The sequence below is a fragment of the Leptospira montravelensis genome (genome assembly GCF_004770045.1).
GTDB lineage: Bacteria > Spirochaetota > Leptospiria > Leptospirales > Leptospiraceae > Leptospira_A > Leptospira_A montravelensis.
Genome location: NZ_RQFO01000009.1, coordinates 202967 through 226412 on the forward strand (window position 1 = coordinate 202967; position 23446 = coordinate 226412).

The window sequence follows — 23446 nt, forward strand, 5'->3', positions numbered from 1 at the left end:
TATGTCAGTAATTTCAATGAAGAGTCTGCTAGAAGCAGGCGTACACTTCGGTCACCAAACACGTCGTTGGAATCCAAAAATGAGTCCTTATGTTTATACGGCTCGTAATGGAATTCACATCATTGACCTTCAAAAAACAGTTCAAAAAACAAAAGAAGCTTATGATGCTTTGAAAAAACTTACCGGTCAAGGTAAGAAAGTTCTTTTTGTGGGAACTAAAAAACAAGCTCGTGGCGCTATCGAAAGAGCAGCACAAGCATGTAACATGTATTATGTTTCTAACCGTTGGTTAGGTGGTCTTCTTACTAACTGGAACACAGTGAAAAAGTCAATTGCTCGTTTGAAAAGACTAGAGCAAATGGAAGAGAACAATTCCTTCGAACAAGAAGCTAGAACTAAAAAAGAAGCTCTTTCACTGAAACGTGAGTTAGAGAAACTCCGCCAAACACTTGGTGGAATTAAAGATATGGCAGTTGTGCCAGAAATTCTTTTTGTAATCGATCCTAAAAAAGAAGAAATTGCAGTCAGTGAAGCAAAAAAACTTGGTTTGAAAGTGTTTGCTGTGATTGATACTAACTGTGATCCAGAGCCAATCGATTACCCAATTCCAGGTAACGATGATGCGATCCGTGCGATTTCTTTATTCCTCGATACTATGGCAAATGCGGTACTCGAAGGAACAGGTGGAGAAGTCATCCAAACTAATTTTGCTGAAGATATGGACGCAGAACAACTTGCTCTTGAATACCAAGGTGAGTATGATGAGTCTGGAAAATTCATTATGGACGATGAACTTCCTCCAGTGGCAAAAGACATCCCTGTGGATGCGGAAGCTGCTAAAAAAGCAGCAGAAGCTGCGGCAGCCACAGCAACAACTGAGGCTCCGGCAGAAGTGAAACCAGATGCAGAAGGTAAAGAGTAATGGCAGTTAGCTCCGAACAAATTAAAGATCTCCGCGAACGTACTGGCGCGGGGATGATGGACTGCAAAAAAGCCCTCGAAGAAAAGGGTGGCGATATTGAAAAAGCAGTTACATATCTCCGAGAAAAAGGTTTAGCGAAAGCAGCGAAACGTGCTGGTCGCGAAACTGGTGAAGGTAAAGTCATCGCTTACATTCACGGAACAGGAAAAACAGGAGTTCTTGTAGAACTCAATTGTGAAACTGACTTCGTGGCAAACAATGAAGCGTTTGAAGCTCTTGGAAAAGAGATTGCTTTGCAAATCACTGCGATGAACCCACTTTATGTGAACGAGGAATCCATTCCTCAGTCAGAAATTGACAATGAGATGAGTGTGCAAAAAGCACTTCTTGAAAAAGAAGGCAAAAAAGCAGACCAAATCGAAAAAATCCTTCCTGGTAAAATGAAAAAATACTTCGAAGAGATTTGTCTCATCCACCAAAAATCGATTCGCGACAACTCCAAAACCATCAATGACCTTCTTCAAGAAGCCATTGCGAAGTTTGGAGAGAACATTACTGTTGGTAGGTTCTCGAGGTTCCAAGTAGGTGGGAACTAGTCCTCGTTTCAAACGTATCCTAATTAAAATCTCCGGCGAGGCACTCGCCGGTGAGGGTGAACTTGGTATTGATACCAACAAAACATTCTCACTTGCCGGACAAATCAAAGAAGTTCATGACTTAGGTCTGGAAGTTGCTGTGGTTGTGGGCGGTGGAAATATGATCCGCGGCGAAACCTTAGCAAAGTCTGGAATGGACCGTGCCACTGCCGATTATATGGGTATGCTTGGTACCATCATGAATGGTCTCGCCTTACAAGATGCTTGCGAAAAACAAGGGATGTTTACTCGAGTTCTATCCGCGATTGAAATGAAATCGGTGGCAGAACCTTATATCCGTAGACGTGCCGTTCGCCATTTAGAAAAAAATCGTGTGATTATATTTGCCGGTGGGACAGGGAATCCGTATTTTACAACGGACACTACTGCTTCCCTTCGTGCGGTAGAAGTGGGATGTGAAGTCATCCTGAAAGCCACAAAAGTGGACGGAGTGTACACTGCAGATCCAAAAAAAGATCCAAGTGCAAAACGTTACTTAGAAGTATCTTTTATGGAATCCATCAAACACCGATTAAAGGTAATGGATTCAACTGCCCTTAGTCTCTGTATGGACAATAATATGCCCATCATCGTGTTTGATATTTTTAAAGCAGGAAATTTAAGAAAATTAATCGATGGAGAGCCAATTGGTACGCTGATCTCCAATTCAGAGGAAGTGATTTTAGATGGTAGATGAAATTATAAAATCTATGCAGTCCAAAATGGACAAAACTGTTGAAGCTTTGAAAAAAGACTTCGGTACAATTCGTACGGGAAAAGCAAGTCCGATGATGGTCGAAGATGTAAGAGTGGACTATTACGGGACACTCACTCCTTTAAACCAGTTGGGTAAAATTGCTTGTCCAGAACCTCGTATGATTCTCATCACTCCTTTTGAAAAAGGAATGTTGAAAGACATTGAAAAAGCAATTTTTGCTGCAAGTCTTGGGCTCACACCTAACAATGATGGAACAAGCATTCGTATTAATATTCCGGAGCTAACAGGGGAAAGACGAAAAGAATTGGCAAAAGTGGTCAAACAAAAGGCCGAAGAAAAAAAAGTTGCCATTCGTAATATTCGCCGTGATGCCAATGATGAATTAAAAAAACACCAGGCAGAAATGTCCCAAGATGAACTCAAAGGCCACCAAGATAAAATCCAAAAAATTACGGATTCTTATATTGCTAAATTGGGAGATTTAGAAAAGGAAAAAGAAAAAGAGATCACCACTCTTTAATTTCCTATGAAGTTGAATTCAATCCCTGCTCACATTGCTGTCATTATGGACGGAAATGGAAGGTGGGCCGAAAGCCAAGGGAAAAAAAGAACCGAAGGCCATAGAGAAGGGGCAAACGCAATTGATCGCCTTTTGGATGTGGCCTTGGAATACAAAATCCCCGCAGTTTCCCTTTATGCATTTTCTACAGAAAATTGGAAACGCCCCATCACGGAAATCCAGGCCATCTTTGGTTTGTTAGTTGAGTTTATTGAAACTCGCCTCGATACTATCCATCAAAAAGGAATTCGCATCCACCACAGTGGGGCAAGGAACAAACTTTCCAAAACAGTTTTATCAAAGATAGATCATGCAATGGCAGTCACAAAAAAGAACAAAAAACTGACTGCCAACTTTTGTTTGAACTATGGTGGCCATGAAGAAATCCTCAGCAATTTTTCAAGGATCATGGCTGTGCGTAAGTCCAAAAAAGAGACTTTGGACAAACCGATTGGTCCCAAAGAATTTGAAAAATATTTGTATACATTCCCTTTGCCGCCGGTAGATTTATTGATCAGAACTGCGGGAGAACAAAGGATATCCAATTTTCTTTTGTGGCAGAGTGCTTATGCTGAAATGTATTTTACAAATACACTTTGGCCGGACTTTGGAAGAACCTCTTTGGAGGAAGCCCTTCTTTTTTTTGATTCCCGAAAACGTAAATTTGGTGGTTTGTTATGAGTGAGACAACACTCCGTATTCTATCTGCAATCGTACTCACTTTTGTATATGTGTTTATGATTTTCCATAGTTCCTTTTACTATTTGGAATTTTATGCCTTTGGTTGTATTACCATCTACTTGGGTTTAAAAGAATTGTATGCATTTTGCAGAAGAGAAGATTCCAAACCTTTTTTTGGAACTGGCCTTATCTTTTCCCTTTTGATTTTTACTGTATACTACATTCAGTTTTTAGGCCTTCAGTTTCAAGTCACTCCTCCTGCTTTTGTTTTAGAATTGTCTAAGATCCTTCGAGAAGGATTCCATCCGATTCCGTTTTTACTCATAGCTCTATCTCTCACTGTTTGGATTTTGCAAATTCTAAAACGCCCGTTAGATGGTGCTTTGTTTTCTGCAAGTGCCACCATTCTTGGGCCAATCTATTTAGCAATTCCCATCGGGCATTTTTTACTCTTACTTGCTTTTCCTTTTGGTGCTTATTATATCTTTCTTGTATCTGTGATTACTTTTATGAGTGATGCCGGTGCTTATTTTGGCGGTCGTTGGTTTGGAAAACATCCTGCGGGCCTCAAGATCTCTCCTAAAAAAACTTGGGAAGGCTATGTCACAGGAAATATCACTGCTGTACTCGGTGTCCAAATTCTCAATTTTACTTGGGAACATTTTAGTGGCGTGAAGTTACCGATTGGAGTGATTGAATCCATTATTGTTGCCTTTGTCGTTTCTATCATTTCCGTGATGGGTGATTTGGCTGAGTCTGCAATGAAACGAGATGCCAAAATCAAAGATTCCGGAAGTTTGATTCCTGGTCACGGCGGGGTTTTGGATTTGGCCGATGCACTTTTATTTACAGTTCCTGTGATTTATTATTATTTCCTATTTAAGGGAATTCTCGGTTACGCGGTCTGATTCTCAGATCTGGATCGGTCTAAGAGTTAGATGGTTGGAGTATCCGTATTAGGAATTTCTGGTTCTGTTGGCTCTTCGACAGCGAAGGTACTCCGCCAATTTAGAGATTCCTTTTCTTTACGTAGTTTTTCGGTTCATTCCAATTTAGATTTGGCAAAATCACTGATGGACGAATTTTCTCCAGAAGTGATTTCTATCACCGATGCAAAGTTAAAAGGTAGCCTCGGATCCAAATACAAATCCACGACTATTCTCTACGGGGAAGATTCATTATCTGATTTGGTTCGCTTGCCATCTGTTTCAGTAGTTGTGACTGCTGTTGTGGGTGCAAGAGGGGTAAAACCTACCATTGCCGCCATTGAAGCGGGAAAAAAAATTGCCATTGCCAATAAGGAAACACTAGTTACTTTTGGGCCACTGATCAATCGTTTGGTGGCAAAACACAATACCTTGATGGTTCCTGTGGATTCCGAACACAATGCACTCTTTCAATTGATAGAAAGAGAAAAGAGATCTAATATTCGAGCCATCACACTCACGGCATCGGGAGGAAGTTTTCGCACCCTTCCTATCGAAGAATTGGAACATGTATCCGTAAAACAGGCATTAAATCATCCCACTTGGTCGATGGGGCCAAAAATCACTGTGGATTCAGCAGGACTTATCAACAAGGGCCTCGAAGTCATCGAAGCTCATTATTTATTTGGATTTTCCTATGACGAAATTGAAGTGGTGATTCATCCACAATCTCTGACTCACGGGATCATTGAAACGATGGACGGTGCTTGTTTACAATACACAAGCCACCCCGATATGATTTATCCCATTGCCCATTCCTTGTTTTATCCAACACCAACACCAAAGATGTTAATGGAAAGGAAACCAGCGACTTGGAAAACCTTGGAATTTTTTCCACCTGATATCAGTCGTTATCCGGGTCTTCGTTTAGCATTCCAAGCGGGCAGGGCGGGCGGTACGGCTCCTTGTGTATTTAACGCAGCTAATGAAGAAGCAGTTGCATTATTTTTAGAAGAAAAAATTTCTTTTACCGCCATTCCAAAGTTAATCGAATCGGCCTTAAATAAAATTCCCAATTCCTTTCCTGATGATTTGGAAGGGTATTTAGAAAAAGATAGAGAATCTCGCAATTATATACAAAATGAATTTATGAGAGGGGGAGTGACTATATGATCATAATGATATTCGGGGCCGTATTCATGTTAGCGGTTTCTATTTTTATCCATGAGTTGGGGCACCTCTTATGTGGAAAGTTAGTCGGAGTGGAAGCTCGGATATTTTCGTTAGGTTATGGAAAAGGGATTTGGAAAAAAAGAATTGGGAAAACCATCTACCAAATCACGGCCATTCCGATTGGAGGGTATGTACTTTTTCGTGGGGATGATTATTCTAAAAATAAAAAACCACGACAAGGGGATTTACTTTCGACTCCACCACTTCGCAGGATGATTCCTGTTCTAGGTGGTCCTTTCGCTAATCTAGTGTTAGGTTTTGTTTTGTTATTTATATTGGAATTATCAGGAGATAGTCCTTCTTCCAATCGAATTTTTATCGAAGATGCAAACAAGGTTTCGAGCCCTGCTTACACCGCTGGTCTTCGCACTGGGGATCAAATAGTTTCCATCAATGGGAAAAAAACAGAAAGTTTTGAAGATATTTTTACCAATGTAAGTTTGACTACGGGTGATCCAATTGAAGTTACTTATAAACGCGAAGAAGAAGTAAAGACCGTACAAATTGTACCTAATTTATATTCTGCCGGTGGACATCCTACTATTGGAGTGATGCCATTTGGAGAAAGACGAGTGGTGGCCACTTTTACCTATGGGGAACAACTCAGCCATTTTATGGCAAACGTAATCGATCGTGAAGATAAATCATCTGTTTACTTTCAGGAAAAAATTGAAGAACGAAAAGACGAAATTCCAGAAGAACTTTTAAAACTGAGAGAGATCCAAGAACGCGAAAAATCCCTTCGTAGGCGTGCTCTATCTTTTCTAAAAGATGGGGATATGATTTTGCAAGTGGCAGGTGTCGATGTTCATACTGTCCCTGAGTTACAAACAGAACTAGGAAAACACCAAGGGAAAACCATTCCTGTAGTTGTGGAAAGAAAAACCTATCCACTCCTCACTCCTTGGGCTACAGAAACTGTAACAATCCAAATCCCCGTGTTAGGTGCCAATGTATTTGAGTTTTGGGACATTAGACATCCAAAGTTTCCTGAACTCGGGATTCCCTATTTCCGTTTGGATAGTTACGATGCAGAAATTGAGAATCGACTTTCGAATATAAAAATTGAAGGCAAAACCTTTGAAAAAGCAGAGGCACTCAGCGAATACTTAAAACAATCCTCTGGCAGAAAAGATATTTGGATTGGGAATATGAAATATTCTGCCGATGCCAATTTGAAACCCATAGGTCTTCTTGGTTTTCGTGCTTCTATGAAGTTTGAAGCAGAAAAGTTACAGAAAGAATCAACCGTATACTCATCATTAGTTGGTGCATCCGATAAAGTTTATGAAAACGTATCCACTACCTTAAAAGGAATAGGAATGTTGTTTTCAGGATTACTTTCGCCAAAAGAAAATCTTTCTGGACCCATTGGGATTGTACAAATTGCAGGAATTAGTCTAGAATATGGTTGGGTGACTTACCTTGACTTTGTTGCGAAAATTTCACTCGCCCTTATGGTTATGAATTTATTACCCATTCCTATGGCGGACGGCGGACATATTGTACTCTATGCGTATGAAGCCATTACTGGTAGACCACTCCCAAGAAAAGCCATCGAAGCAATATTTCGATTGGGATTTTTCTTTCTCATTGGGCTTGGGCTTTATGTTTCGTTTAATGATGTGATGCGTATTTTTTAATTTTTGATAATTTGAATTGTAGATAAATAAAAGAGAAAAGATCGATGAAAGCTAGTTCCTATTTGATACCTACGGCAAAAGAAGATCCGCAAGATGCGGTGGTTGCCTCTCATAAACTGATGACAAGGGCGGGCCTCATTCGTAAGTCTGCCGCAGGTTTGTATTCCTATTTGCCACTTGGGCTCAGAATTTTGAAAAAAATTGAAGGCATTGTTCGTTCGGAAATGGACAGAGCTGGTGCCTTGGAATTCCAACTTCCCATTTTAACACCTAGTGAAATTTGGAAAGAGTCTGGTCGTTGGGATAAAATGGGGAAAGAGATGTTTCGTTTGAAAGATCGACATGACAATGAAAGTTGTCTTGGTCCCACTCATGAAGAATCTTTTTGTGTGCTCGTGAAACCAATGGTTCGTTCTTACAAAGATCTTCCTATCAATGTCTATCAAATCCATACTAAGTTTCGAGATGAAATTCGTCCTAGGTTTGGAGTGATTCGTTCTCGTGAATTTACCATGAAGGATGCTTATTCCTTCCACTTGGATGATGAGTCATTAGATAAAACTTACCAAACGATGCGTAAAACTTACCGTAGGATTTTTGCGGGGATGGGACTTTCTACAATCCCTGTGCAAGCGGATTCAGGAAATATGGGTGGTTCTGCTTCTGAAGAATTTATGGTGGTCTCTCCGATTGGAGAAGAAACACTTACGATTTGTCCTTCTTGCCAATATTCTGGAAATATTGAAAAAACTCCTGTGCTACATAATGAAAAGGCAGTGAAACAAGCGTTTGTTGGAAGTGATAAGATCCATACACCTTCTAAAAAATCAATTGCCGAAGTGGCTGAGTTTCTGAAAACCAAAGAAGAAAATTTATTAAAAGCAGTGGCTCTATGGGCAGATGGAACCTACGTCTTAGTCTTTTTAGAAGGAGACCGCGAACTCAACGAAAACAAATTAAAAAACCATTTGGCTTGTAATGAACTGAGACCTATGGGTCCTGTGGAAATGGAGAAACTTGGTCTAGTTCCTGGGTTTATTGGTCCTGGGTTTCCAAAATCAGAGACACTCAAAGTTTTCGTTGATTCACTGATCGATTGGAATTTTGGATATATATCCGGTGCAAACGAAGTGGATTACCATATAGCAGGAGTTAAGTTAGTTAACTTTTTTAAAGAAGAGGAAGTAACTAAAATCGATGTGTCCCAAGCCAAAGTAGGTGACCCTTGCCCAAATTGCGGAACAGGACTAACCGCAGAAAAAGGAATTGAAGTGGGTCATATTTTTAAATTAGGCCAAAAGTATTCCAAGGCCTTCGATATTACAGTTCTCAATGATAAGGGGAAAGCCACCACTACGACAATGGGTTGTTATGGGATTGGTGTGAACCGGTGTATGGCAACTGTCATCGAACAATGTAATGACGATAAAGGGATTTTTTGGCCAGTCTCCATTGCACCATTTACTGTCTGTTTGGTGAGTATTGCTAAAAATCCTGACGACATTGCAAAAATTGATTCCATCTACAAAGCACTTGTGGCGGCAGGAATTGAAGTGCTTTGGGATGACCGCGACCTGGGCCCTGGTTTTAAGTTCAAAGATTCGGAACTCATAGGTTTTCCCATCCGATTGACATTAGGTAAAGGATTTTTGGAAAAGGGAGAAATCACGATCCTTGACCGAAAATCAATGGCCGAAGAAACCATCAGTTTCACAACCAATGAAGACTTGGTAGCTAGGTTGCAAAACCAAATCAAAACATTACAAACTGCCCTCCAAGTAGAAGTAGAACGTGCGGGAACATGAACTTCTTTTGATTTTTTCTTTAGAATCAGAGGAAGGGATAGTCGGAATTTGGGTGATGTGATAAAAGGAAGCCATTGGGTGGCGGGTCTAGTTCCCCACCCTTAAATCAGGGCGGGGAGATTGTACCCAAAAACCCCCACCCCCCACAAAAGAAGCAGTTTTCATATTCCCCCATTCCCTTATCTTGGGATATATGGGCAAAAACCTACCTGGATATTTTGGTGAATTCGGCGGCCGTTACTCTCCGGAGATTCTAACGGAAGCATTAGACGAACTTGAATCCACCTATCAAAAGTTAAAGAAAAGTAAAAAGTTCAAAAAAGAACTCGAATACTATTTAAAGAACTACGTCGGAAGACCTAGTCCTCTGACTTATGCAGAACGTCTCACCAAACTTTGGGGAGGTGCTCGTATCTGGCTCAAACGCGAAGATTTAAATCATACTGGTGCACATAAAATTAATAATGCCATAGGACAGGCGCTTATCGCTCGTTTTATGGGGAAAAAAAGAATCATTGCTGAAACGGGAGCAGGACAACATGGCCTTGCGACTGCTACTGTGGGTGCAATGTTTGGAATGGAAACCATCGTTTACATGGGTGCAGTCGATGTGGAAAGACAAAATCTCAATGCTAAAAAGATTGAGATGTTAGGTGCTAAAATTCTCCCTGTCACTGCGGGTGAAGCAACTCTTAAAGAAGCTACCAGTGAAGCTATGAGGGACTGGGCCCTTAATGTATCCACAACTCATTACATTGTAGGATCCGCAATTGGACCACATCCTTTCCCAACCATTGTTCGTGACTTCCAATCTTTTATTGGAACTGAGGCAAGAGCAGAGTTTAAAAAACGAAATAAAAAACTTCCTAATGCCATCGTTGCTTGTGTGGGTGGAGGATCAAATTCCATAGGAATGTTCCATGCCTTTCTAAAAGACAAACAGGTTGCCATTTATGGTGCGGAAGCTGGTGGACTTGGTCCAAAACCAGGCGAACATTCAGCAACTCTCACCTATGGGAAAACTGGATTTTTACATGGTACAAAAACCTTAATCATCCAAGATGAGTTTGGTCAAATTGTACCAGCACATTCTGTTTCAGCAGGACTTGATTATCCGGGAGTTGGACCAGAACACGCACACTTGTCCCAAATAGGAAGAGTGGATTACCGAATGGTAACAGACGAACAAGCATTAGATTCCTTTTTAGAAGTCACCCGCGTGGAAGGAATCATTCCTGCGCTCGAGACGGCTCATGCATTTCATGTGGCGCGGGATGTGGCAAAGGATCTAGGAAAGAAAAAGGATCTCATCATTTGTCTTTCGGGTCGTGGTGATAAAGATGTAACGGAAGTTTTGCGGCTATTAGGTGAAAGAAAGTAAATGAGTAAAATAAAAACTTTATTTGAGAGTAATCGTTTTAAATCAGCCTTTATTCCTTATTTTACCTTAGGAGATCCGAATTATAACGACTCTATCGAATTTGGAAAAACCATTTTAGACAATGGTGCTGATATTTTGGAACTCGGGATTCCTTTTTCTGATCCGGTTGCGGATGGACCCGTTATCCAAAGAGCAGTGGCTCGTTCTTTAAAAAATACCTTTTCTTTTGAGGAAATCTTCCGAGTCACAAAAGCCATTCATGACCACAAACCTGAGACTCCTCTTGTGTATCTCACTTACTTCAACCCCATTTACCATTGTGGGATTTCGAAGTTTTTGGACCATGCCAAGGAATCAGGAATTGTCGGACTTGTGATTCCTGATTTACCTTTTGATACAGAAGAGAGCGAAATTTTATTTCGTGAGTTAAAAGTTCGGGAGATGGATCTCATTCACTTAGTGACTCCTGCATCTGAAAAAAAGAGGATCCAAGCACTTTCCAAAACATCTTCTGGTTTCATTTACTACGTCACTTCTTTTGGAGTGACGGGAGAAAGAAGGGAGTTTTCGGTCGATTTAAAAGAAAGAATTAAGTTTTTGAAAGATACCATCCAATTGCCAATTTGTGCTGGATTTGGAATTTCCACTCCAGAACAATCCAACCAAATTTCACTGTATGCGGACGGGATTATTATTGGTTCTGCGATCCAAAGGATCATTGAAGAAAACGGGTCAGACCGTACAAAAGCGGTTTCGGCTTTGGCGGAATACATTTCTAAGATTAGGGCATCCATTTCCTAAATTTTTTTCCAATATCCTCCAAAAACATTTGAGTCTCTTTAAAAATTCCGGGAAAATGGTCGGAAATTCCCAAACGAATAAAGAGGCTCTATGTCCGACAAAGAATCAAAATCGCTTTCGATTTTGGACTATCTCAGTGTTACCGTTGCCGCACTAGGATCACTTGGTGTGATCATTTCTGTCGTCATGACAGGGTGGGAATACGAATTTTCCTTCCTCATTGGCGGTTTACTCACCCTTCTTACTTCTTCTTATTTTGTATATAAAACCATTGAAAAGGTTTCCAAAGACAAACAGAAGTCAGGCGCTATTTGGTTATCCTATGTGATCGCCATTTTTATGTATACTTTGGTAAACACTTTTCAACCACTCAAAGATTTGGAAGAAAACTCTGTTTCCACAAGGTTCCAGTTTTTACGTGGCTCCAACACTAAAACTGAAAGTGAAGGTGACACAGGTCGTATCGAATACATTCAATTCCAACCACCAGCTAAGGCTCGTAAGGATATCAATATCATTGGTATCACAACCGAATCACTAGAAAAATTACAGGGAACTTGGCCTTTACCTTGGAGTTATTACGCTGACATCATAGAAACCTTCAAAGAATCGAATAACATTCTCATGTTCGATATTTTCTTCGTAGATTACAAACCTGGACAAACAGAAGAGATGGCAGCGGCTCTTCAAAAGAACCGGAATGTGCTCTTTGACTACCCTATGGAAGTCAGTGCGGAATCAAAAGAAGCAGTTCTCAATTTGGAAAAACGAATTGATATCCTTAGAAAGTTTCAGTTAAAAAATGTAATCGATGAAAACGATGCAGGGATTTCTTGGGTTAAATTTCCACAACCTCCCATTGAACCCATTAGCGAATTGTCAGCTGGACTTGGATTTGCGAACGTAAAAAAAGACGAATCTGGTTTGAATCGAAAGATGCCACTCGTTGTGAAAGTTTATAATTCTGGTAGAGACAGAGAAACAGAATATTTCCCTTCTATCGACTTACTCATTGTATGTAAATACTATGGGATTGATGTACAAAGAGATGTGGAAGTCAAAATGGGACATTATGTAAAATTGTCCAACATCCCTAAAAAAATCATTCGTGAGTTCAATATCAAAGAACGTAAGTTTGAAGAAAGGGATGTGATGCAAGTTCCGAACGAAAAAAGAGAAGTTGTGATTCCGATTGATTGGGAAGGACAAATGGAAATCAACTTCGTAGGTGGACGTTATTCCTTCAAACAAAATGAAATTTTCGAAGTCACAAACGATTGGGATGCGGAACTTCTCGAAGCCAACCAAATTAATAATAAAATCTTTCTTGTGGCGATGTATTACGCAACAGGTCGTGGGGCTTCGAAAGACTCCCACTTATCTCCGTTTGGTGATATGTCTGGAATTGAACACCACGCTCATGCAATCAATACCATCCTAAACCAAGACTTTTTATCAACAGTACCTAACTGGGGAATTTTCCTAATTTACGTTGGTCTTGGTGTGATGATTGGATTTTTACAACCAAGGGTAAAAACACATATTGGTTTTGCGATTATGTTAACTCAGCTATTACTTTATGTAGTCGCTGCCCTTTATATTTTCCAAACCTTCAACCTCATTACTGTCCTTCCATCAGTAACCATCGAACAGATTGTAGTATTTGTTGCCATCATTGGATTTAGGATCTTAACAGAAGAAGAAAACGTAAAATACATTCGTCAAACTTTCTCCAAATTCGTCTCTAAAGATGTTGTGGATGAACTCCTCAAACACCCAGACAATTTGGCACTTGGTGGATCCAAACGAGAAATTACAATTTTTTTCTCCGACGTTCGTGGGTTTACAACCATCTCAGAACAGTTGGGACCAGAAGATTTGGTGAAATTACTGAACGAATATTTGTCAGCCATGACAGACATCATCATTGAATACAAAGGAACCATTGATAAGTATATGGGTGATGCGATCATGGCTTTTTGGGGAGCACCAGTTCCTTTGGAAGACCATGCTTACTATGCTTGTGTGGCTGCTCTTGCTCAGTTAGATTATCTAAAAGTCCTACAACAAAAATGGGCAGAACGAAATGTTCCCGTGATCGATATTGGTTGTGGTCTCAACTCCGGTCCAGCCGTTGTGGGAAACATGGGATCATCCCACAGGATGGAATATACTTGTATGGGTGATACCATCAACCTTGGATCCCGATTAGAAGGATCCAATAAAATGTACACCACAAATGTGATCATTTCTGAATACACTTACGAAAAAGTGAAAGACAGAGTGGTCGCTCGGGAGCTGGATTTAGTGCGAGTAAAAGGAAAAACCCAACCTGTTCGGATTTACGAATTGCTTGGAATCACAAACCCAGAAGATATGGAGAAAATGAAGCGGCCTCTCCAAAAGGCGGCAACATGAAGTTTACATGCCATCATATCCCTATCTCGACAAAATCCAATTTCCGGAAGATCTTAGAAAGATAAACGAAGAGGATCTCCCGAAGGTTTGCCATGACCTTCGGGAATACATCATCGACACCCTCTCTGATGTGGGAGGGCACTTCGCCAGTAACCTAGGCGTTGTGGAGCTCACCGTTGCCTTACATTATGTTTTCCAAACCCCCACTGACAAAATCATCTGGGACGTAGGCCACCAAACTTATCCTCATAAAATTCTCACAGGTCGAAAAAAAGAGCTGCCCACAGTTCGTAAGTGGCAAGGCCTTTCTGGATTTCCCAAACGAGAAGAATCAGCATACGATTTGTACAATACGGGACATGCAGGAACTTCCATTTCCCAAGCCCTTGGTGAGGCTTGTGCCCGTGATTTACTAGGAAAAGATTATAAAGTAGCTGCCGTGATTGGGGACGCATCCATCGCTACAGGTATGGCACTTGAAGCCATGAACCACGGTGGTCATATCAAACCAAATATGTTAGTCATTTTGAATGACAACTATATGTCGATTTCCAAAAACGTAGGTTCGATTTCCAATTATCTCAATCGGATCATTTCCTCTCAGGTATATAACAGAGGTAAAACGGCATTTTATAGTTTTTTAAAATGGATTCCGCTTATCGGTCCCGCCTTACAGGCGCTTGCCCATAATATGGAAACATCCTTTAAACATTTTATGATGCGTCCCGGTGGCCTTTTTGAAGATTTGGGTTTTACCTATTTTGGACCCATTGATGGACATGACGTGAACCGTGTGGTTCAAATGTTACAAAACCTTTCCAAAATCCAAGGCCCCATCCTTTTGCATGTACTAACACAAAAAGGAAAAGGTTATAAACCAGCCGAAGCTGATCCTATCAAATACCACGGTGTCACACCGTTTAACAAAGAGTCGGGGAAGATGGCAACTTCTGACTCAAATAAAATTGGGCTTTCTAAAATCGTTGGAAAAACACTTACCGATTTAACAGAGAAAGACAAACGAATCGCAGTCATTACCCCAGCAATGATAGAAGGATCAGGACTTCGCGAATACCAAGAGGTTTATCCTGAACATACCTTTGACGTAGGAATTGCAGAACAACATTCCGTTGCTTTTGCAGGTGCTATGACGAGCGGTGGTGCCATTCCCTTTATGTGTATTTATTCCACCTTCCTCACACGAGCAATGGACCAACTTGTGGAAGATGTTTCCCTTATGAATTTACCCGTTCGGTTTGTGATCGATCGGGCAGGGATTGTGGGTCCAGACGGCGAAACCCACCAAGGTCTATCTGATCTTGGGTATTTGGCGGGACTTCCCAATATGGATATCATTGTACCCAGTTCGGCGCAAGATATTATCGATAGCCTTCATTTTATGAAGGATTATACAGAACATCCCATTGCCATTCGGTTCCCTAAAGATAATGGCGACTTACGTGAGTTAAAGTTTGAAACTCCGTTTTCGATTACTAAGGCAAAAGCCCGGTTAGTTCTAGAGGGAGAAGAATTGCTAATTTTATCCATTGGGTTTATGTTACCCATTGCGAAGTCAGTAGCAGAAATTTTAAAACAAAAAGGAATCTCGGTTTCCGTTGTGGATCTTTTTTGGTTACGTCCTTATGACAAGGATCTGGTTCACGGACAAATTCAAAAAAACAAAAGGTTTGTGATTTTGGATGAAAGTTATATTCATGCAGGTGCATCTGGTTTTCTATTGAATGAAATTCCATCAGACTTACTTGGTAAATTCTTAAAAACCTTTGCTTTGCCACCAGAACCTATCCACCACGGGGAAAGAAATCAGATTTTGGACCATTACCGTCTCACTGCATCTCAGATTTCAGAAGAATTGGTTCTGTCTTTGAAAAAATAAAATTTGTTTTCAAGGAGATTTTTAACTCATCCGAAAATGAAAGAAAATGCGCGAGGATCTCATTGTCTTCTAGTTCTTTCCAACTTTCCTTAGATTTAGCAAAAGACCATTTCAAAGTCGGTGACCTTGACCGAGCTGAATTCCACCTTCGTTCCAGTTTGGAATTGGAAGAATCCGAAGAAGCCTATTTTTATTTAGGTTTGGTCCAAAACGCACTTGGCCAATGGAGTGATGCTCTGGCTTCTTATTACAAAGCTGTTAGTTTAAACCACGAATACGGCAATCCATGTAATGAAATTGGCGTTCTTTTGTTACGTATGGGGAACGATAAAGAAGCAGTTTATTGGTTAAAAAAATCCGTTCGTTGTGAACGTAATGATGCCCCTCATATTTCTTATTTTAACCTCGCTACATTGTACAAGTTATGGAATAGACCGGAAAGATCCTTACAATACCTTCATAAAGCATTGTGCTTAAAAAAAGATTTTTCAGAAGCAAACGACCTGTGGAGAGAATTAAAATCCGACGAGGAAGCTCCGTCTAACTAAGTATAGTCTGTCGGGAGAGGAACCAAAACTTCTCCCGTATATTTTGGAATTTCCATTTTGACTTCTTTCCATTCTAAATAGGTAATTCCATCTTCCTCTTCTAAGTGATCGGCAAGTTCTCTGGCGGCATTCCAAGTAAATCGGTATTTGATTTTTTCTTCTAAAGACCTAAGTCCTAAAAGACCACCATCACTGGTTTCATAAATTTCAAATTCACCAAAAGGATAACTCCTTCCATCATCCGTTTGGAAAACCATACCGGAATCGGTTAATTCTACTTGCAAAACATGACATGGAAATCCATCGATTCGAACGTATCCATGTTCCGAGAGTTCTCCAAATCGATTTTCAATATACACTCCCTTTTCGTTACCATGAAGATTGTTGCGAAAGTATTGTAAAATTTCCTCTTTGTCGATTTTGTTTCCACGGAAGATCCACTCATCGGCTGGAGAAATATAAATTTCAGAATCAAAAATTCTTGGCATATATTTTATTTATACCTATAGGCGTAACCCTTCCAAAAAGGAAGGTTAGATTTTTGTAAGTAAGAGTTTGTAGAACGGCCTTTTTGGTCCATTGTTTCTACAGTTACCGAATCGACTGTATTTTGATTTTTTTCTGTCATCCATACTCCGTCGACCTTACGACGAAACAGATCCTTTTTGACCCTTGGCTCATAATCTTCCCAAGTGAGATCTTCTGTATTTCGAACCACCACTTCTCCTACGATTTTAAAGAGTCGTTTGGGTCGTTCCCGCAAGATTTCCACTTCTTCCCAGGACTTCACCTTATAACGGGAATCATTTGGCCTGTAGTCTGGTTCTGGGATAAAATCTACTGTGGTACATCCAATTACGAATAAGAGTAGGGGAAATAGGGAAAAATTGAACCGCATTCTATTCCTTAGACAAAAATATGCTATACATTGCTAGAATTACCATAGGATAAGCAATACAAAGATTTAGGCACCAAGCTTTCATGGAAGAAACAGACATCGGGAAACGCAAACGGGAAAATGTACTTAAGATTGGTTACTCAACCTTAGATGAAATCGAGGAAAAAGTAAAGGCCTTTCGAGTCATGAACCAAAATGCCGTGAAAAAACGGTACCTCATCACGCGAGATCCCATCCTTGACCCCCAAGGGAAGGTGCTACTTGCTAAGGCCCAGGAAATTGATGTTTCCGCCGCAAAACTCCTCCGCCGCCATTTTAAAGGTGTGGACATGTTCAAAGTCTTTCAACCAGACGAGGGACTTGTGATTATCTCTGATATGTCTACAATGGAAGGGGTTTCCTTCTCGATGGACATTGTGACACAAATTATGAACTTAGGTGGTGGTGCTTACGAAGGTTTTATCGACCGAGTCGATAGTTTTGAGGACTTTATTGGTCTTTTGAAAAAAAACCTATTTCCCCGAATGATCATTGTGGGATATCTTCCCAAAGAAAAAATCCAAAACGAAATCATCAATTTTGTAAAAGTAAAACGATTGGACAACTACCTCAGGGCTTTGGAACTTACTCATTCGGTTTTTAAACCTACTGCTTATTTCCCAAAAATCAAACAGGTCAATATTTCCCAAGAAGACCCCAAATCCTGGGGTCGCTTTGTAGTCGAGATTGTCAGAGAATACACAAGACCTTATTTCGTAGAAGAAGTGTAGTTAAGACAAAATCATCGCACGGTTGAGCATGGCGCCTGCAATGTTTCCAGAGTGGACCGCATGTGCCACTGAACGAAACATGGAAGCCATATCGCCCACAGCATACACACCAGGGACATTGGTTTCATAAAAATTGGAAACTTCTAAATGGCCACTGGGAAGTAGTTTGCAACCGAGTTCTTCTGGTAACTTAGAATGTTGTACCATAGGTAATCTTGTATACAGTGCTTCGATCGGAATTGCCTGTCCAGTTTGCAGTTGGATGGCAGAAATTTGGCCTTCGACATGAACCAGTGCCTTTACAATTTCCGTAACAATCGAAATCCCTTCTTTTTCTAATTGGCCTTGTTCTTCTTTTGGAAATTGGATTGGGCCATTCGTATAAACTGTCAGTTCTTTTGACCAATGTTTTAGAAATTTAGAATGTTCATATATACCTGTTTCATTCATCCATAGTCCTGTTTTGTTTCCCACAAATTCATAACCATGACAATACGGGCAATGGATTACCGATTTTCCCCATGACTCGGCAAATCCAGGAATCTCTGGTAAAATATCCTTTAGTCCAGTTGCAAAAATAATTTTATCAGTTTGGATTTCTTGAAATCCATTTCCTTTTACCAAAAATCCCGAACCTTGTTTTTGGACAGAAACTACTTCACCTAACTCCAGTTTAAAATTTGGATAATCTTTTAAATCTTCTAAAGCTTTTGAACGAATTAGACCAGGAGATTCACCATCGTGAGTGATAAAGTTATGAGAGGCGGGTGTCGTTTTGTTACACGGCCTTTCTGCATCAATAACAATGATTTTGCGAAGGGAACGGGCAAGGGAAAGTGCGGCGGAGAGTCCAGAAAAACTTCCCCCAATGATGGTTACTTCGACTTTTTGAATGGATTCCATAGATGCAATTATGTTGCATCTATGGAAATTGGCAAGGATTAAACTTCGTAAAAAGTTAAATTCTCATAGAGTTCTTTGGGAAGGTTCCCGCTGGCATCCATATATTTTTTGTATTTGTTTTCGAATTCTTTGTGTTGGCGAGTTCGAATGTTTTTGAACCTGTTGTGAAGTTCCGCATATGCAGGTTGGGAACTCACTTTCTCTCTAATATTTTTGTGGAACGGGATATGGCGATAGAAGATGGAACGCACCACTCGGTTGACCCTCTGCACACCTTCGGCTTCATAGCGAATCCACATGGAATAGTCATAAGCAAATTTATCCCTGTCGGTTCGGAACCGTTTGAATTCAGAAGAAATTTTTTCTTTGAGTTCTGGAGAGAGGTCTTTACTCTTTTTATAAAACTGCACATAATCTGTGTAATCTGCCGTTATGGAAGGGATCCCTACGTTATTCCAATCAGGACCAAGTATATTTTTACAAAGTTCCCAACGGAAAGCGGCAATAGCTTCCAACATAAATGTTTTTAAATCTCCCGTAACAAAATGAGGAATACAAATTCGACCTCGTGATTCTTTGGAACCAGCTCCTCGGAAAACGGAAAGATCCTGCCACATCATAATCTTTGGTCCAATGGAAGGAACTAAGATAAAATCAGGTATGATCGACCTTTGGACAAATTCGTTTTTGATTCCTATTTCTTCGTTTCGATAAATCACTTCCCGGTTGAAGGCAGTGTAATCCACCCCCAAAATATATTGGAGAGCTTTTTCCACATCTTCTTTGGATACAAAACATTTCTCTAATGGAATTGTAATATGGTATTTAGTAAGGATAGGGAAGTGGCTAGCAATATTACCAGACGTCAAACGCACGTTTGGTTCATACATAGAAGAGATCTCTGACCCAAGTCTTGCTTCGCCTGTATCATAATCAGGAGGTATGTCTTTTTCTGATTTGATTCCAGAATCTTTGAGATCCATTTTGAGTTTTTCGAAAAATGTTTGTCCAAGTTCATCCACAGAAGTAGGCACTTCTCTGGAATAGATTTTTTCTAACCAATCAGTTCCATAATGGATGGGAGCACTTGGATTTCCTCCCCCTTGGTACAACCTTCCAACAAGTTCTACGATATGACCTTCATCGAGAAGGCTTTCGTCAAAATAACCATACCGTAACATAAGTTCAACGGCCTTTGGTGCTTGTTTCCCTGCTTGTAACCATTTTGAGAAAGATTTTTTATAAACGTCCCAATACGTTTTTGAAATGGTCCTTCTGATTTTACGATTGTCTGGTTCGGGATCCAATGGGTTTTTGAAGGATTTGAGTTTTACCATCAGAGTCGAAAATTCTTTTACCGCTTCTGGGTCTGCCTGCGAATAGTTTAATATTTGGCTTGCTGAGTTAAGAAGTTCAACTTTGAGAGCTTGTGTATCAATTCCTGCATGGATGGTTTCACTTCCTTGGGAAGCAGCCTCAGCCTTACTTTTTTGTGCTGAAAGTTCGTGACCATATTTGTTTGTTAGTTCTGATTGTTTGGTTTCTAGTTTGTCTAGGTTATTTCCAAGGGACGCATACGAGGATCCAAATATCTGTTTGTATTCATCTAACAAGGATTTGGATTTTTTTAGAGCCCATTCTGTGATTGGTAATAATGTAGTCGATGGTATGGTTGAATACCCTGTATTAAAAAGATCCAAAGTTAAATTGAATTTTTCAACAAGAGCGTTGTCTCCTACAAACATTGTGTTCATCATCTCTGAGAGTTCGCTTGTTTCTTTGTTTAAAATTTCGAATAATTCGCGGTAGGTTTTTACGTAACTTTCTGCAGCACTTTGTAAAAGACTTGGGTCAGCTTCGAATAAAGCTTGTGAAATTTTAGGATTTACCGAGAGAATTTTTCGAATGAAATGAAACTCTGCATCGTTCCATTCGATAGATTCGCTATAATCACGTTCAAAAAATTCGCCATGATCTTCTTCCAAAAAGTGGACAGTGGGTTTATCCGGTAAAATTCCCCCATGTTCTTGGAATCCAGCTAAGTTGTTTCGGATGAGTTTCATCACAGGGTCAATGATGTTTTCATCACGAGTAATGAGTGCACCGGGGCTTACGTCAGAAAATATAGATGGATTTAAGATATAATATACAGCACCCAAGTTGTCCATTGTCTGTTCGAACTTGGCTGAAAGGCCTTTGATAGAAAGGACTCGTTTATAAAGTTCACCAATTTCTTTGAGTAAAGTACGAACTGCCATCACTCCCACAGATACTTTGGAAATGAGAGTTTTTTTCGCATTGGCCTGGTTCATCACATAAGTGGAAACAACACAAGAAGTTTTGGCACGAATGGTATAAGGGTAGGGTGTTCCTTCTAAAAGAGCAAAGATACCTGGTGTTAGGTTTGCCCCTTCTAAACTATAAAGAACTATACTTGTGTCCCCGAGTGTGGTTTCTACTCGAACCGAACCTTCATGTAAGATGTTCATGGAAGTTGAGGCTTTGCCTCCGATGAAAAGGACTTCACCTGGATTGACTGGGATCTTTTGGTTATTTTTACTGGTATCTAGAGGCATTTGTTTGTTCGTTTTGCGAAACTTGGGTTTCCGTCAAAACCTACTAAAGAAGCGCCAAATTGCAAAATACTTTTTAGAAAAATACAACATGTTGAAGCCCCAAATCAAATTAAGTGCGAAAAAAGAAATTTATGTCCCTGGAGATAAGTCCATCTCCCATAGGTCCGTACTCTTTAGTGCACTCTCCCAAGGAAAATCGGAAATTCATGGTTTTTTAGAAGGAGAAGATCCCCTTCATACCTTAAATTGTTTTGCCAATTTAGGGCTTTCGGTGGAGTCAATTGGGAAAGGAAGTTATTCCGTACAAAGCCCAGGGAAACAAAACTTAAAATCCCCGGTAGAGGTTCTAGATTTTGGCAATGCAGGTACTGGGATTCGATTATCAGCGGGACTCCTTGCTGGACTTCCTGGGATTTCTGCCACACTCACGGGAGATGCTTCACTCTGCAAACGGCCTATGGCAAGGATCATGAATCCACTGCGCGAAATGGGAGCGGACATTGTCTCCGTGGAAGGAAATGATCGGGCTCCTCTTCGTGTGACTGGCAAACAACTAAAAACTTATTCTTACACAAGCCCCATTGCTTCGGCACAAATCAAAAGTGCATTGGTTCTGGCGGCTCTTGCTTCAGAGATTTCGATTGATTATAAAGAACCAGAAGTTTCCCGCGACCATACAGAAAATATGATTCGATTTCTCGGCGGAAATATCAAACACCATTCTCCGATTCACTTTACGGTAGAACCACCCTATCATTTTGAAGGGACAAAGTTTGTGATCCCTGGTGATATTTCCAGTGCTGCCTTTTATATAGTTTTTGGACTTTGTGCGGGTGGGAGTGAACCTCTCCTCATTCGTAACATTGGTCTCAATCCTTCTCGTGTCGGAGTGATCACGGTTTTAAAAAATATGGGTGGCAAAATTGAAGTGACCGCAAAACGACAAGAATGCGGTGAAGAGATAGGGGATTTACTCGTTTATCCTTCAAAACTAAAGAGGTCTGTGATTACAGAAGATTTAATTCCATCCATCATCGATGAAATTCCTATCCTTACCATCGCGGGTTTATTTTCAGAAGGGGGATTTCGAATCTCTCATGCGGAAGAACTTCGTGCCAAAGAATCTGATCGAATCTTGTCGATGGTTTCCAATCTAGAGCGACTTGGAGTCACAGTAAATGAATCCAAAGATGGATACGAATTTGGGGAAGTAAAGGAAATCAATCCCGCTGCAATTGAAACTTTTATGGACCACAGGATTGCAATGAGTTTTGCCATACTTTCAAAGCTAACTGGCGTCGAACTAAAGTTCGACGATACCAGTTGGGTAGACACCAGTTTTCCTGGATTTTTCGATATCTTAAAAACCTTTTAGCAAAAACCAAACTCTTTGCTTTATTGAATAACCAAAAGGATTTATAATGCCAAATCCTTTTGGTTACTTTCAACTGGGATGTGAACTCGAATGGTCAGATCAAAACCATGTTCTTCTGTTTCATTAAATTCATAAGCAAGTTTCAATTGGTAATCTTTCAATAATATAAGTAAACCCATTCCTTCAGATCCACTTCCATTGTTTCGTGATTCTAAAGCATCAAAATATAACTGGTTAATATCTCCGTCTTTAATAGTTTGTATTTTATTTTCAAAGATCGCTTTCATCCAAGGGGTCACATGATTTTTAACCTCTAAACGTAAATCGGTTCCAAGGTCTTTGATTTCAATGTAAACAGTACTATTTTCTTTGTCAGAATATTTTGCTGCGTTTTCCACAAGTTCATTGATAATTGTGGAGATCGCATTTTTATCTAACTTCTTTGCTTCATAAGAGTGGAAGTAAAACTGAGATATAAAATTAGATAATACGTCGCATCTTTTCCAATAGAAATTCATATCTGCCGCAGACACCGCTATGGATAATTGACTATGGAAAAAAATCTTTTGTTCCAGTAGTAAACTTTTGTTTTCCGTTGTAACTGGTTTTTCATTTTTCATTTGAATATAGTTTTGGGAATGTTCCGCTTTGATAGGATTAGTTTGTTTTGTGGAAGTTAAAGTAACAAAAGACATTGGGCACCTCTTATGAATTAAGGATATCTTAAATCATAAATTTAGTCGTCTGATTAGATCCA

21 protein-coding genes are annotated in these 23446 nt (G+C 40.1%); 16 read left to right on the plus strand and 5 right to left on the minus strand.

Annotated features, from left to right (window positions below):
• Position 1 precedes the first annotated feature (1 nt).
• The 14 genes from rpsB (at position 2) to EHQ31_RS07550 (ending at position 16167) form a co-directional block, all read left to right on the plus strand.
• A complete protein-coding gene (gene rpsB, locus EHQ31_RS07485; protein ID WP_135574767.1) occupies positions 2-922 on the plus strand; it encodes a 30S ribosomal protein S2 in 921 nt (306 codons plus the stop codon).
• Positions 922-1518, plus strand: a complete 597-nt coding sequence (gene tsf, locus EHQ31_RS07490; protein WP_004787415.1) for a translation elongation factor Ts — start codon at positions 922-924, stop codon at positions 1516-1518. The genes rpsB and tsf overlap by 1 nt, the downstream gene beginning before the upstream one ends.
• A complete protein-coding gene (pyrH, locus tag EHQ31_RS07495) occupies positions 1508-2254 on the plus strand; it encodes a UMP kinase (protein ID WP_135574766.1) in 747 nt (248 codons plus the stop codon). Before tsf ends, pyrH begins: the two co-directional genes overlap by 11 nt.
• Entirely contained in the window at positions 2244-2795 is a 552-nt protein-coding gene (frr, locus tag EHQ31_RS07500) for a ribosome recycling factor (RefSeq protein ID WP_135574765.1), read from the plus strand. The genes pyrH and frr overlap by 11 nt, the downstream gene beginning before the upstream one ends.
• Positions 2796-2801: 6 nt before the next feature.
• The gene (locus EHQ31_RS07505) at positions 2802-3515 is read left to right on the plus strand and encodes an isoprenyl transferase (protein WP_135574764.1); all 714 of its coding nucleotides are present in this window, start codon (positions 2802-2804) and stop codon (positions 3513-3515) included.
• Entirely contained in the window at positions 3512-4423 is a 912-nt protein-coding gene (locus EHQ31_RS07510) for a phosphatidate cytidylyltransferase (RefSeq protein ID WP_135574762.1), read from the plus strand. The genes EHQ31_RS07505 and EHQ31_RS07510 overlap by 4 nt, the downstream gene beginning before the upstream one ends.
• Before the next feature lie 30 nt (positions 4424-4453).
• Positions 4454-5614, plus strand: a complete 1161-nt coding sequence (gene dxr / locus EHQ31_RS07515; RefSeq protein WP_135574760.1) for a 1-deoxy-D-xylulose-5-phosphate reductoisomerase — start codon at positions 4454-4456, stop codon at positions 5612-5614.
• Positions 5611-7317: a site-2 protease family protein gene (locus EHQ31_RS07520; RefSeq protein WP_135574758.1), complete on the plus strand. Its 1707-nt coding sequence runs from the start codon at positions 5611-5613 to the stop codon at positions 7315-7317. The genes dxr and EHQ31_RS07520 overlap by 4 nt, the downstream gene beginning before the upstream one ends.
• Before the next feature lie 44 nt (positions 7318-7361).
• Positions 7362-9122 (plus strand): proline--tRNA ligase, encoded by a 1761-nt coding sequence (locus EHQ31_RS07525; RefSeq protein ID WP_135574756.1) that lies wholly within the window; start codon positions 7362-7364, stop codon positions 9120-9122.
• 193 nt (positions 9123-9315) lie between these two features.
• Positions 9316-10503 (plus strand): tryptophan synthase subunit beta, encoded by a 1188-nt coding sequence (gene trpB / locus EHQ31_RS07530; protein WP_135574753.1) that lies wholly within the window; start codon positions 9316-9318, stop codon positions 10501-10503.
• Positions 10504-11304, plus strand: coding sequence for a tryptophan synthase subunit alpha (gene trpA, locus EHQ31_RS07535; RefSeq protein WP_135574751.1), 801 nt, complete (start codon positions 10504-10506; stop codon positions 11302-11304).
• A gap of 90 nt (positions 11305-11394) precedes the next feature.
• Positions 11395-13722, plus strand: coding sequence for an adenylate/guanylate cyclase domain-containing protein (locus EHQ31_RS07540; protein WP_135574749.1), 2328 nt, complete (start codon positions 11395-11397; stop codon positions 13720-13722).
• A 7-nt stretch (positions 13723-13729) separates the two neighbouring features.
• Positions 13730-15619: a 1-deoxy-D-xylulose-5-phosphate synthase gene (gene dxs / locus EHQ31_RS07545; RefSeq protein WP_135574747.1), complete on the plus strand. Its 1890-nt coding sequence runs from the start codon at positions 13730-13732 to the stop codon at positions 15617-15619.
• A gap of 62 nt (positions 15620-15681) precedes the next feature.
• On the plus strand, positions 15682-16167 hold the full coding sequence (locus EHQ31_RS07550) for a tetratricopeptide repeat protein (RefSeq protein ID WP_135574745.1): 486 nt from the start codon (positions 15682-15684) through the stop codon (positions 16165-16167).
• Here the strand turns inward: EHQ31_RS07550 and EHQ31_RS07555 are convergent.
• Together EHQ31_RS07555 and EHQ31_RS07560 are read right to left on the minus strand one after the other, a co-directional pair.
• Entirely contained in the window at positions 16164-16655 is a 492-nt protein-coding gene (locus EHQ31_RS07555) for a hypothetical protein (RefSeq protein ID WP_135574743.1), read from the minus strand. The genes EHQ31_RS07550 and EHQ31_RS07555 overlap by 4 nt on opposite strands.
• A gap of 5 nt (positions 16656-16660) precedes the next feature.
• The gene (locus tag EHQ31_RS07560) at positions 16661-17065 is read right to left on the minus strand and encodes a hypothetical protein (RefSeq protein ID WP_135574740.1); all 405 of its coding nucleotides are present in this window, start codon (positions 17063-17065) and stop codon (positions 16661-16663) included.
• An 83-nt stretch (positions 17066-17148) separates the two neighbouring features.
• On the opposite strand from EHQ31_RS07560, the gene EHQ31_RS07565 reads away from it, so the two are divergent.
• Entirely contained in the window at positions 17149-17835 is a 687-nt protein-coding gene (locus tag EHQ31_RS07565) for a hypothetical protein (protein ID WP_135574738.1), read from the plus strand.
• On the opposite strand, the gene EHQ31_RS07570 is transcribed toward EHQ31_RS07565, so the two are convergent.
• Complete coding sequence (locus tag EHQ31_RS07570) at positions 17836-18738, minus strand: NAD(P)/FAD-dependent oxidoreductase (RefSeq protein ID WP_135574736.1); 903 nt, start codon at positions 18736-18738, stop codon at positions 17836-17838. It lies immediately after the preceding gene.
• A gap of 38 nt (positions 18739-18776) precedes the next feature.
• Entirely contained in the window at positions 18777-21314 is a 2538-nt protein-coding gene (locus tag EHQ31_RS07575; RefSeq protein WP_135574734.1) for a cyclic nucleotide-binding domain-containing protein, read from the minus strand.
• 88 nt (positions 21315-21402) lie between these two features.
• Between EHQ31_RS07575 and aroA the strand changes: the two genes are divergently transcribed.
• Complete coding sequence (gene aroA / locus EHQ31_RS07580) at positions 21403-22689, plus strand: 3-phosphoshikimate 1-carboxyvinyltransferase (RefSeq protein ID WP_135574732.1); 1287 nt, start codon at positions 21403-21405, stop codon at positions 22687-22689.
• 41 nt (positions 22690-22730) lie between these two features.
• Here aroA and EHQ31_RS07585 read toward each other — a convergent pair whose 3' ends face one another.
• The gene (locus EHQ31_RS07585) at positions 22731-23384 is read right to left on the minus strand and encodes a slr1658 superfamily regulator (RefSeq protein WP_135574730.1); all 654 of its coding nucleotides are present in this window, start codon (positions 23382-23384) and stop codon (positions 22731-22733) included.
• Positions 23385-23446: the final 62 nt, after the last annotated feature.

Coding starts and splice junctions, on each gene's coding strand:
- frr (WP_135574765.1), top strand. CDS start 2,244: ATGGTAGATGAAATTATAAAATCTATGCAGTCCAAAATGGACAAAACT.
- trpB (WP_135574753.1), top strand. CDS start 9,316: ATGGGCAAAAACCTACCTGGATATTTTGGTGAATTCGGCGGCCGTTAC.
- EHQ31_RS07505 (WP_135574764.1), top strand. CDS start 2,802: ATGAAGTTGAATTCAATCCCTGCTCACATTGCTGTCATTATGGACGGA.
- EHQ31_RS07565 (WP_135574738.1), top strand. CDS start 17,149: ATGGAAGAAACAGACATCGGGAAACGCAAACGGGAAAATGTACTTAAG.
- EHQ31_RS07525 (WP_135574756.1), top strand. CDS start 7,362: ATGAAAGCTAGTTCCTATTTGATACCTACGGCAAAAGAAGATCCGCAA.
- EHQ31_RS07570 (WP_135574736.1), bottom strand. CDS start 18,738: ATGGAATCCATTCAAAAAGTCGAAGTAACCATCATTGGGGGAAGTTTT.
- EHQ31_RS07540 (WP_135574749.1), top strand. CDS start 11,395: ATGTCCGACAAAGAATCAAAATCGCTTTCGATTTTGGACTATCTCAGT.
- tsf (WP_004787415.1), top strand. CDS start 922: ATGGCAGTTAGCTCCGAACAAATTAAAGATCTCCGCGAACGTACTGGC.
- EHQ31_RS07560 (WP_135574740.1), bottom strand. CDS start 17,065: ATGCGGTTCAATTTTTCCCTATTTCCCCTACTCTTATTCGTAATTGGA.
- dxr (WP_135574760.1), top strand. CDS start 4,454: ATGGTTGGAGTATCCGTATTAGGAATTTCTGGTTCTGTTGGCTCTTCG.
- aroA (WP_135574732.1), top strand. CDS start 21,403: ATGTTGAAGCCCCAAATCAAATTAAGTGCGAAAAAAGAAATTTATGTC.
- rpsB (WP_135574767.1), top strand. CDS start 2: ATGTCAGTAATTTCAATGAAGAGTCTGCTAGAAGCAGGCGTACACTTC.
- EHQ31_RS07555 (WP_135574743.1), bottom strand. CDS start 16,655: ATGCCAAGAATTTTTGATTCTGAAATTTATATTTCTCCAGCCGATGAG.
- dxs (WP_135574747.1), top strand. CDS start 13,730: ATGCCATCATATCCCTATCTCGACAAAATCCAATTTCCGGAAGATCTT.
- EHQ31_RS07585 (WP_135574730.1), bottom strand. CDS start 23,384: ATGTCTTTTGTTACTTTAACTTCCACAAAACAAACTAATCCTATCAAA.
- trpA (WP_135574751.1), top strand. CDS start 10,504: ATGAGTAAAATAAAAACTTTATTTGAGAGTAATCGTTTTAAATCAGCC.
- EHQ31_RS07510 (WP_135574762.1), top strand. CDS start 3,512: ATGAGTGAGACAACACTCCGTATTCTATCTGCAATCGTACTCACTTTT.
- EHQ31_RS07520 (WP_135574758.1), top strand. CDS start 5,611: ATGATCATAATGATATTCGGGGCCGTATTCATGTTAGCGGTTTCTATT.
- EHQ31_RS07575 (WP_135574734.1), bottom strand. CDS start 21,314: ATGCCTCTAGATACCAGTAAAAATAACCAAAAGATCCCAGTCAATCCA.